At 42.0% G+C, this 8,449-nt stretch carries 17 protein-coding genes; 14 read left to right on the plus strand and 3 right to left on the minus strand.

From position 1 onward, the window contains the following. The 3 genes from RO21_RS11545 to RO21_RS11555 form a co-directional block, all read left to right on the plus strand. The coding region (locus RO21_RS11545) for a tail protein X (RefSeq protein ID WP_420911998.1) at positions 1-235 on the plus strand (235 nt) is incomplete at its 5' end. Between the two features lie 5 nt (positions 236-240). After that, positions 241-462 carry a phage holin gene (locus tag RO21_RS11550; protein ID WP_047977929.1) on the plus strand — a complete coding sequence of 74 codons (222 nt, stop codon included), beginning with the start codon at positions 241-243 and terminating at the stop codon, positions 460-462. Continuing rightward, positions 446-973 (plus strand): lysozyme, encoded by a 528-nt coding sequence (locus tag RO21_RS11555; RefSeq protein ID WP_047977930.1) that lies wholly within the window; start codon positions 446-448, stop codon positions 971-973. The genes RO21_RS11550 and RO21_RS11555 overlap by 17 nt, the downstream gene beginning before the upstream one ends. 234 nt (positions 974-1,207) lie before the next feature. Here RO21_RS11555 and RO21_RS11560 read toward each other — a convergent pair whose 3' ends face one another. Together RO21_RS11560 and RO21_RS13790 are read right to left on the minus strand one after the other, a co-directional pair. After that, the gene (locus tag RO21_RS11560; RefSeq protein ID WP_047977931.1) at positions 1,208-1,465 is read right to left on the minus strand and encodes a hypothetical protein; all 258 of its coding nucleotides are present in this window, start codon (positions 1,463-1,465) and stop codon (positions 1,208-1,210) included. Positions 1,466-1,596: 131 nt separating this feature from the next. Next, complete coding sequence (locus RO21_RS13790; RefSeq protein ID WP_420911999.1) at positions 1,597-1,728, minus strand: hypothetical protein; 132 nt, start codon at positions 1,726-1,728, stop codon at positions 1,597-1,599. Between the two features lie 85 nt (positions 1,729-1,813). Here RO21_RS13790 and lysC point away from each other — a divergent pair, with 85 nt between their 5' ends. Genes lysC through RO21_RS11580 form a run of 4 tightly spaced genes read left to right on the plus strand, consistent with a single transcriptional unit; the run spans position 1,814 to position 3,261 of the window. Next, the gene (gene lysC, locus RO21_RS13795; protein ID WP_420912000.1) at positions 1,814-2,110 is read left to right on the plus strand and encodes an Rz1-like lysis system protein LysC; all 297 of its coding nucleotides are present in this window, start codon (positions 1,814-1,816) and stop codon (positions 2,108-2,110) included. Beyond that, complete coding sequence (locus RO21_RS11570; protein ID WP_047977932.1) at positions 2,107-2,328, plus strand: TraR/DksA family transcriptional regulator; 222 nt, start codon at positions 2,107-2,109, stop codon at positions 2,326-2,328. Before lysC ends, RO21_RS11570 begins: the two co-directional genes overlap by 4 nt. Continuing rightward, positions 2,322-2,807: a phage tail protein gene (locus tag RO21_RS11575; RefSeq protein ID WP_047977933.1), complete on the plus strand. Its 486-nt coding sequence runs from the start codon at positions 2,322-2,324 to the stop codon at positions 2,805-2,807. Before RO21_RS11570 ends, RO21_RS11575 begins: the two co-directional genes overlap by 7 nt. After that, positions 2,794-3,261: a phage virion morphogenesis protein gene (locus RO21_RS11580; protein WP_047977934.1), complete on the plus strand. Its 468-nt coding sequence runs from the start codon at positions 2,794-2,796 to the stop codon at positions 3,259-3,261. Before RO21_RS11575 ends, RO21_RS11580 begins: the two co-directional genes overlap by 14 nt. Before the next feature lie 13 nt (positions 3,262-3,274). On the opposite strand, the gene RO21_RS13045 is transcribed toward RO21_RS11580, so the two are convergent. Continuing rightward, a complete protein-coding gene (locus RO21_RS13045; RefSeq protein ID WP_157019817.1) occupies positions 3,275-3,427 on the minus strand; it encodes a hypothetical protein in 153 nt (50 codons plus the stop codon). Between the two features lie 145 nt (positions 3,428-3,572). Here RO21_RS13045 and RO21_RS11585 point away from each other — a divergent pair, with 145 nt between their 5' ends. From RO21_RS11585 to RO21_RS11610, 7 genes are all read left to right on the plus strand, one after another. Continuing rightward, complete coding sequence (locus tag RO21_RS11585) at positions 3,573-6,341, plus strand: phage tail tape measure protein (protein WP_047977935.1); 2,769 nt, start codon at positions 3,573-3,575, stop codon at positions 6,339-6,341. A 57-nt stretch (positions 6,342-6,398) separates the two neighbouring features. Then, positions 6,399-6,776 (plus strand): type II toxin-antitoxin system RelE/ParE family toxin, encoded by a 378-nt coding sequence (locus tag RO21_RS11590; RefSeq protein ID WP_047977936.1) that lies wholly within the window; start codon positions 6,399-6,401, stop codon positions 6,774-6,776. Then, the gene (locus tag RO21_RS11595) at positions 6,766-7,077 is read left to right on the plus strand and encodes a helix-turn-helix domain-containing protein (RefSeq protein WP_047977937.1); all 312 of its coding nucleotides are present in this window, start codon (positions 6,766-6,768) and stop codon (positions 7,075-7,077) included. The genes RO21_RS11590 and RO21_RS11595 overlap by 11 nt, the downstream gene beginning before the upstream one ends. A gap of 168 nt (positions 7,078-7,245) precedes the next feature. Further along, positions 7,246-7,410 (plus strand): hypothetical protein, encoded by a 165-nt coding sequence (locus RO21_RS13225; RefSeq protein ID WP_173425306.1) that lies wholly within the window; start codon positions 7,246-7,248, stop codon positions 7,408-7,410. Next, positions 7,397-7,852: a hypothetical protein gene (locus tag RO21_RS11600; RefSeq protein ID WP_047977938.1), complete on the plus strand. Its 456-nt coding sequence runs from the start codon at positions 7,397-7,399 to the stop codon at positions 7,850-7,852. Before RO21_RS13225 ends, RO21_RS11600 begins: the two co-directional genes overlap by 14 nt. 127 nt (positions 7,853-7,979) lie before the next feature. Beyond that, positions 7,980-8,222, plus strand: a complete 243-nt coding sequence (locus RO21_RS11605) for an antitoxin (RefSeq protein ID WP_047977939.1) — start codon at positions 7,980-7,982, stop codon at positions 8,220-8,222. Then, positions 8,219-8,449: PIN domain-containing protein (locus RO21_RS11610; protein ID WP_047977940.1), on the plus strand; the 231-nt coding region annotated here is incomplete at its 3' end. The genes RO21_RS11605 and RO21_RS11610, both read left to right, overlap by 4 nt.

Here is an 8,449-nt window from a genome sequence, read left to right on the forward strand (position 1 = left end):
AAAACGGCTTAATTTCGGAATTAATATGATTTTAACCGCAATCCAAGACGACACGCTTGATTTATTGATTTATCGCCACTACGGACGCACCACAGGCTTGGTTGAGCTGGCTTTAGAATATAACCCACAGCTTGCTGATAGCCCTATTTTAGCCATTGGGCAACAGGTGGAAATGCCTGATATTGAGTTTCGTACCACCTCTACTCGTAAAGAAACGGTAAGCCTATGGGACTAATAAAAATGGATAAACACGACAATACCTCGCTTTTTGGGGCATTTATTACCGTCATCTCTAGCCTAAATCTGTCTGACTGGGGCGTGATTTTAGGCATTTTGTTTGGTTTGCTGACAATCTTAATGAATTGGCACTACAAAGCCGAAGAGTTGAAAATCAAAAAAGAAGCCTTACGCCGTTACAAAATTAACTTACAGGATATTATTGACGATGAGCAAAAGCGCTAAATTTACCGCTGCCGTAGTGTGCGGCGTGTCAGCCATTATTGGCTTAGTCCAGTTATCCCACCCTGATTTACGCATCAGCCAAGCGGGAATGGCGATTATCGGCAATGCCGAAGGGTGTCGCCGTGATCCGTATCAATGCCCTGCCGACGTGCTGACGGTTGGGATTGGTTCAACCGCCGCAGGTGGCGAGGCGATTGATCCGAACCGACTTTATACGAACCAAGAGATAGCCGACCGTTGGGCGAAAGATTTGCGAACGGCGGAGCAGTGCGTAAACCGTTATGCCAACGGGAAAAGGCTGCCGCAGGGCGTATTTGATGCACTCACTTCAATCACATTTAATGTCGGTTGCGGCGCAATGCGAAAATCAACAATGTTCCGCAAAGCCAATGCCGGCGATTATCTCGGCGCGTGCAATGAATTGCCGAAATGGGTGTATGCCGGCGGCAAGAAATTACGGGGATTGGAAATTCGGCGAGAGAAAGAGAAAGGGTTGTGTTTGGCAAAATAAAAGGGCGTAAATGCCCTTTCAATAACCTAGTGATGCTTTGGTGCATCTTTCAGCACATAAAGCAGACATACCAAGAAAAATAAAGGTATGCCAATAACAGAGATAAGAAAACCGATATTCACTATTTATGCTCTGCTTTACGCTTTGCATTATCAATAGTTCGGCTAATGGCAATATAAAGCCCAAGTGGAATAGCAACCACAATTAGCACATCAAGGATATTGAGAAAAACATTCATTGTGGATCCTCCGTATTATGTGATTGAGTAAAAATCTCCGGTGATTCACGCAGTTTACGACCGCCGGCTAATAATAGATATGCGATGACAACTAAACCGAGTGTACGGAATAATTTAATGAGATAGTGCGATTCACTATCACCAAACATAACAACAGGAATGGCGACAATCGCCACTTTTGCACAATCTTCAAGGATTTTAACCCACGCATCAAGGGTATCTTTTTTGATAGGGCGTTTAAATAAATTCCACATTGTTATTAACCAAAACCTTAATTCTTGATAAGTGTAATCAACTTTCATCAAATGATCAAATAGGAAATAAAATGCTGACTCATTTCATTAGTGCCGCCTTTGGCAAATCAATGATCGCCTCGGTGATTGTGTTATTTAGCGTGAGTAGCTATTTGTGCTACCAAAACAAAAGCAAAGAGCAGCAGCTTATCACGGCGGGAAAAGAATTGACGCTCATCAAAGCGGATAATCGGCAACTGGCGAACCAACTGGAAAATGCCCATATTCAAATTGCCCAGTACCAAAGCCAAGTGAAAGCGCTACATCAAAACGTATTAAGCAAACTTCAACACGCAGAGGAACGCACCAATGACATTTTGGCCGAACTGGAAAAACAGCAAAATTGGGCTAAACAGCCTGTGCCTGATCGCCTTGGCCGCTTGCTCAAACAACGAGCCGGCAAACATCATCAAACCCAATCCGCTGATTTGCCCCAGCGAAAATCATTGCCGGCAGCCCAATCTTCATCACCTCAACACCAACGGTGATTTGATAAAAGCCCTAGACCAAAGCCTGACGACGATTGAATTGTGTCAAATTCAGTTGCAGGCATACCAACAGTGTATCGAGATTTACAACGCCACACAGAGCAAACAGAGCCAATGAAAGACCAAATTGACCGAGCCAATGAACTGGCAGAACGTGAGCGGGAATTTGCCCTTGCAAAAAGACGGGCCAAACCGACCGCTTGCAGTGCCACCTACTGTGAAGATTGCGGCGACGTGATCCCCGAACTCCGTCGCAAACATATTCTCGGCTGCACCCGTTGTGTCGATTGCCAACGGATTGCCGAACAGCGACAAAAAGGCTATCGCCAATGTTAAAACCCGACCGTCTGCGTGATTTGCTCACCCAATCCATCGCCTATTTTCAGCAAAATCCCGACCAGTTGATTTTGCAGTTTGACAACGGCAACCTGAAACTGACCGGCGCAGCCTCACTATCTTTTGAATATCACTACGATTTGGAAGTGATTGCCACCGATTTTCCCTATCACCCCGATGTACTGTTTGTGCCAATCCTTAATTTTGTGCGGATTGAACAGTCGGAACTGCTGCTCAATCCGGCAAATCAGAGCAAAATCACCTTTGAGATTGAACCGAACAACCACAAAACCTATGATATTTACATCAAAATCCCTCTCACCGAACGGGTGATTGTCAAGGAACAGGAAGGGGAATTTACCGCAAAACACGGCAACGAACCGCAACCGACCGAATGGATCCCCCTTGAGCGTTGGCGTTTATACCATTTCGACCGACTGATTTTCGACTCCCAAGCGCAAACCAATGACGATTATTGATACCGTAACCCCGCACCTACAAGCCCTTGTGCAACAACTTAGCCCACAACAACGCAAGGCTCTCACCCGTGAGATAGGCAAACAGCTTGCCCAGTCCCAACGTAAACGCATCGCCGCGCAGAAAAATCCGGACGGCACGCCGTATGCCCCACGCAAAGTGCAAAAGCGAGTAAAGCGTGGCAAGGTAAAACAAAAAGCAATGTTCGCCAAACTCCGCACCGCACGGCTAATGAAAACCCGTACCAACGGGGATGGGGTAGAGATTGGGTATGCGGGGCAAGCCGGTTTTATTGCCGATATTCACCAACACGGGAAGTCTAGCCGTGTCTTACGGCATTTGAACTGGAAAGTAAAATATGACCAGCGGGAATTGCTCGGATTTAGTGGTGATGATCAGGCAATGATAGAAAATATTGTGTTGGCACATCTTGCCTACAATAAAAAAGGCGGTTAAACCGCCTTGATGATTAACTATTTTTAAAGTCTTTTACGCCTTGAAAGATACCACCAATAATGCCGTATGTAACTGAACCGACAAAAGCAATACCAAGAATTGCAACGGATAATAGGCTACCGACAACCATCAATCCAAAGAAGAAGGTAACGAATAAATCAAGCATTATTTCCTCCTTATATTATTAAGCCTAATGATTAGACATTCTGCTGAGTGTGTCAATCTTTTTTTCACATAAAACGGTAAAAATAGATTGTTCACTACAAATTCATAATAGTCTAATTTACACATAGCATCGGATAGAAAATATAATGAGCCAAAATCTTAAACTACAAGTTCTGCTTTCTACGGTCGATAAACTCACCGCGCCATTTCAAAAAGCGACTCAAAAAGCACAACGGCTTTCCCGTACACTTGGAGAAAGTAAGGACGCATTACGCCAATTAAACAGCCAGTTTAACCAAAATGAGAAACAGATTAAAAAATACCGAGATACCCTTAATCCACTTAAAGCACAATTTAATGAAACAAGCCAAAAATTAGAGCGGGCTCGTCAAAAGGCGAAAGCAATGCAGCGGGCATTTTATGATGCTAAAAATCCAACCGCTGAATTTAAACAGAAATTAAAAGAAGCACAGCAAGCAGTGGTTCAGCTACAGCAGAAAAAACAGGCTTTAATTGATCGTACTCGCAGGGTTCGGCTTGAATTTAAGCAGGCAGGCTTTGATGCGAAAAAAATGGCAGTGGCACAAAGTGAATTAAAGCGGAAAATGAAAGAGACTTCCGGTTCAATAAAACAGCAGGAGGAGCGATTAAAACGTCTTAACCAGCAGCAGCGACAGAATGCCAAATATAAACAACAGGCTGAAAAGCTCAAAGCACAGGGGGATCGTGTTGGGCAATTTGGACAAAAAACAATGATGGGCGGTACTGCTCTTTTAGGTGGTGGCTATGCAATGCTAAGTCCCGCCTTAGAATTTGAGCAATCTTTTTCCAAAGTACAGGCATTAACCCGTTTGGATAAGGAGAAAGATGCTGAGAGAATCAAGGCATTGCGTGATCAGGCGATTCATCTTGGTGCAACAACGGCATTTACGGCTTCTGAAGTCGCTGATGCACAGGGGTATTTAGCAATGGCAGGGTTCAACGATAAACAAATTAAAGCTGCGACTCCGTCAATGTTACAAATGTCAATGGCTTCAGGGACAGATTTAGCCCGTGTGGCTGATATTGCCTCGGATATTTCATCAGGTTTTAAAATTCAAGCAGATGATATGGGGCGTGTAGCTGATGTACTAACCTTAACTTTTACCACGTCCAATACCAGTTTAGAAACCCTTTATGAAACAATGAAAGAAGGTGCACCAATTGCAACCGCTGCGGGACAATCATTTGAATCTGCCGCAGCACTTTCCGGATTATTAGGTAATGTCGGGATAAAAGGTTCACAGGCGGGAACGACCTTAAAAAATATGTTTGTTCGTTTAGCTGCACCGCCGAAAGAAGCTAAAAAAGCACTGGATAAGCTAGGAATAAAAACCAAAGATGCGAAGGGGAATTTAAAAGATGTGCCTTTAATTCTCAAAGAGATTATGGACAAAACCAAATCAATGGGAACAGGGGAGCGTTTAGGAATTTTTGATGATATTTTTGGCAAAATCGGATTAGCAGGGGCTTCTGAATTAGTGAGTCAAGCTGATGGTGTCATTCAAAATTACGAAAATATGTTGAAAGATGCCAAAGGTACGGTTGAAAAAGTTAGCACAACGATGACGGATAACCTATTGGGCGATATTAAATCCCTTTCCTCTGCTAAAGAGGATATTGGGTTAGCTATCTATGATACGATTTCAGATGATCTGAGAGAGCAGACCCAATCTTTTACTGTTTGGCTACGTTCTATTAGCCAATGGGTTAAAGCAAATCCGGAATTAACGAAAAGTATTGCACAGGCGACCGCTTATTTTGCGGCATTTTTATTAGTATTGGGTGGTTCATCATTGATCTTGAGTTATGTGATTTACCCTATTTTACGGATTGGATTAGCGTTTTGGAAATTTAGCACAATTCTACTTAAAGTAACTGCCTGGACAAGTAAAGGGTTATTGTTAATGGGCAGAGCCTTTTTAGCGGTAATTCCAAAAATTCTTGCCTTTAGTGCTGCACTACTGACAAATCCGATAACTTGGATTGTATTAGCGATCATTGCATTAATCGCCGTGTTGGTTTTACTTTGGAAAAATTGGGATACGGTTAAACAAGCGTTAGTATCCGGTTGGAACTGGGTGTGCGAAGTATTTGATAATAACCCAATCCTAAATATTTTATTTCCGATTATTCCCTTGATTAGAGGTATTATTTGGTTGATTCAGAATTGGGGGAAAGTCTCCGAAAGTGTGTCAAATTGGATTAGCCAAAAATGGGACGAATTAAAAAATAAAGCAGCAACGGTGTGGGGAAATATTAAAAGTTGGCTTTCAGATGCCCTACAACCGCTTGAAAGCCTGAAAAATGGAGTGCAATGGTTGATTGATAACTTGAGCAAAATTTCTTGGGAAGGCATTAAACAGGGGGCAAAAGATTTAGGTTCGGGGATTAAAAATTATGCCAGTGAAAAAGTTAATCAAGCAGGGCATTACATTAGTGATAAATGGCATAGTGTAAAATCTTGGTTAGGGCTTGATCAAAAATGGTCGGGCGGTTATGCCGGCAACGGTGGCAAATATGAGCCAAAAGGGATTTATCACGGCGGCGAATATATTATGACCAAAGAAGCGACCAGTCGTATCGGGATTGCCAACCTTAACCGTTTGAACTATGGCAAAATGGCAGGACTGGCTGCGTTAGGCTCAACGGTTGCGGTGGCTCAACCAATGGTACAGGTAGATAGTCGCCCGCCAGTGAGTGCCATTAGCCAACCACAAGCGGTCGGTTCGGTGAATCAAACGGTCAATATTACAATTAATGCGGCACAAGGGCAGTCTGAAGCGGACATTGCTCGAACGATACAACGTATTTTGGCAGAAGAACAACGCAAAGCCCAAGCCAAACAACGAAGCAGTTTGCGGGATCGGGGGTAATTGACAGGTCAGTCATTATCTTCTAGTATAACGCTAAAGATGATAGATGAATAATCAATGCGAATTTTTAAAACAAGAGCCTTTACCAAATTTGCCACTAAACAGAATATTGATGACAAGGCTTTGCTTGAAGCGATTGAGCGAGCTGAAAAAGGGTTAATTGATGCTGAATTAGGTGGCAATATTATTAAACAGCGTGTTGCACGGCAAGGGCAAGGAAAGTCGAGTGGCTATCGAACATTAATTTTCTATAAAATCAACCATAATCATTTTTTTGTGGTAGGCTTTGCGAAGAGTAAACAAGATAATATTTCCGAAACAGACTTACACAGTTTGAAATTATTAGCTAAACAATATGAAAGTTATACACCAAAGCAAATTCAGCTATTGGTTGAGAAAGGCGTGTTAATTGAGGTATTTAGTAATGAGTTATAACAGTGAAATTGCACAAATGATTCACGAAAATGCGTTGGACTTATATGATGCAGGCGTAATGGATAAAAAAACATTACAGCAGTTTGATAAATCGTGCTTAACACCGGTGAAAACATTATCACCAGCAGAAATTAAGGCAATCCGAGAAAAAGAAAATTTTTCGCAGGCAGTGTTTGCCCATTATCTGAATATCAGCAAAAATCTTGTGTCTGAATGGGAAAGGGGGGTGAAAAAACCAAGTGGTGCAGCATTAAAACTGCTAACATTGGTACAACATAAGGGCATTAGTATTATTGCTTAGCGAGAGTACAAGAGAAAAGCGACTTCGGTCGCTTTTAACTTATTTGTTCAAAGAACAACGCAAAGCCCAAGCTAAACGCAGTTTGCGGGATCGGGGGTAATTGACAATCACACGGGAAAAATGGACAATGCGATCAGATATTGTCCATTTTTATCAACAGGAGGTCATATGAATGAAAATGCACCTTATATCCGTGAAATTGTGGATAAAACAGCCCAAATTGGTGGTACTAGAGTAGTAGGCAAGACACCGCAAGAGACTAAGCAGAATGTTTTGCACATTTTGAATCAGCAACTTAAACAGACTCAAACGAAACAAAATGTTAGAACGTAAACATATTAAATTTGTAGAAATCCATCGCTTATTCACAGAAATCAGTCTAGCGCTAGGTTTTACCGAACAACAGATTGATCAACACTCTGCAAATTTAGCCGAGTTGATTTCATTGTGGCAACAGCAACAGTTTGTCGAAATTTATATTGAAAATCAAGATAGGCTATTTGGGCGTGCTAAAGACAGTAGCTTATCCTATGGTGCATCGCCTTACTATATTGGTTTATATCACGCCCGTATTAGTTATACTGAAAATGATCCGCTTGTGTTGCTAACATTTGAATATGAAGATAATCCAGAGCAAACAACAGTATCGGTACGTTTTATGGTTGATCACGATACGTTATTTGGTCGGAAAGAAGAAAAGTTTATTCAGCAGAAAATGAAAGCCATTCGAAAACGAATTGATGACTTTATTCAACAGGGTAATCAGATGAGTTGATTATTGGTGAAGTAAGAAAGCGACCACGGTCGCTTTTTGTTTGCCTAAGGTTTCCCTTATGGTATTGCAGGTTCAGCCTGTTTTATATAATATATATTAAAAGTAGATACGTTTAAGGAGGCAAATTATGATAACAGCGAAATTATTTTGGACGGGCAATTCACAAGCTATTCGATTACCGAAAGCCTTTCGTTTTGCCGGTGAAGAAGTTCGGATTGAAAAACAAGGTAATAAAGTGATTATTGAACCAGTCGTCAATAACTGGGATTGGCTAGATGAATTAGGCGAACTTGATCCGACTTTTGTGAGTGCGGTACAGTCAGAACGTCAAACATCGGCACAAGAAAGAGAGTGGAGCTGTTTTGAATGAAATACCTGCTTGATACGAATGCTGTGATTGCCTTACTGAATCGTCAGCCGCAATTTATCGAAAAATTGACACAATACAAGCCGGCTGATTTTGGCTTATCCAGTATCGTGTTATTTGAACTCTGTTTTGGGGCTGAAAAAAGCCAGCGTAAAGCGGAAAACCTTGCTAAGTTGGATAAATTGCCGTTTGAAATTGTGCCTTTTACCGCCCAAGATGCCCGTATTGCC

It is taken from the genome of Muribacter muris (assembly GCF_001038205.1).
In the GTDB taxonomy this organism is placed as follows: domain Bacteria; phylum Pseudomonadota; class Gammaproteobacteria; order Enterobacterales; family Pasteurellaceae; genus Muribacter; species Muribacter muris.

What these genes read in the sequence shown, in the direction of transcription:
- RO21_RS11550 (WP_047977929.1), top strand. Translation starts at nt 241, where the DNA reads ATGGATAAACACGACAATACCTCGCTTTTTGGGGCATTTATTACCGTC.
- RO21_RS11555 (WP_047977930.1), top strand. Translation starts at nt 446, where the DNA reads ATGAGCAAAAGCGCTAAATTTACCGCTGCCGTAGTGTGCGGCGTGTCA.
- RO21_RS11560 (WP_047977931.1), bottom strand. Translation starts at nt 1,465, where the DNA reads ATGTGGAATTTATTTAAACGCCCTATCAAAAAAGATACCCTTGATGCG.
- RO21_RS13790 (WP_420911999.1), bottom strand. Translation starts at nt 1,728, where the DNA reads ATGGGCATTTTCCAGTTGGTTCGCCAGTTGCCGATTATCCGCTTTGAT.
- lysC (WP_420912000.1), top strand. Translation starts at nt 1,814, where the DNA reads ATGACATTTTGGCCGAACTGGAAAAACAGCAAAATTGGGCTAAACAGC.
- RO21_RS11570 (WP_047977932.1), top strand. Translation starts at nt 2,107, where the DNA reads ATGAAAGACCAAATTGACCGAGCCAATGAACTGGCAGAACGTGAGCGG.
- RO21_RS11575 (WP_047977933.1), top strand. Translation starts at nt 2,322, where the DNA reads ATGTTAAAACCCGACCGTCTGCGTGATTTGCTCACCCAATCCATCGCC.
- RO21_RS11580 (WP_047977934.1), top strand. Translation starts at nt 2,794, where the DNA reads ATGACGATTATTGATACCGTAACCCCGCACCTACAAGCCCTTGTGCAA.
- RO21_RS13045 (WP_157019817.1), bottom strand. Translation starts at nt 3,427, where the DNA reads ATGCTTGATTTATTCGTTACCTTCTTCTTTGGATTGATGGTTGTCGGT.
- RO21_RS11585 (WP_047977935.1), top strand. Translation starts at nt 3,573, where the DNA reads ATGAGCCAAAATCTTAAACTACAAGTTCTGCTTTCTACGGTCGATAAA.
- RO21_RS11590 (WP_047977936.1), top strand. Translation starts at nt 6,399, where the DNA reads ATGCGAATTTTTAAAACAAGAGCCTTTACCAAATTTGCCACTAAACAG.
- RO21_RS11595 (WP_047977937.1), top strand. Translation starts at nt 6,766, where the DNA reads ATGAGTTATAACAGTGAAATTGCACAAATGATTCACGAAAATGCGTTG.
- RO21_RS13225 (WP_173425306.1), top strand. Translation starts at nt 7,246, where the DNA reads ATGAATGAAAATGCACCTTATATCCGTGAAATTGTGGATAAAACAGCC.
- RO21_RS11600 (WP_047977938.1), top strand. Translation starts at nt 7,397, where the DNA reads ATGTTAGAACGTAAACATATTAAATTTGTAGAAATCCATCGCTTATTC.
- RO21_RS11605 (WP_047977939.1), top strand. Translation starts at nt 7,980, where the DNA reads ATGATAACAGCGAAATTATTTTGGACGGGCAATTCACAAGCTATTCGA.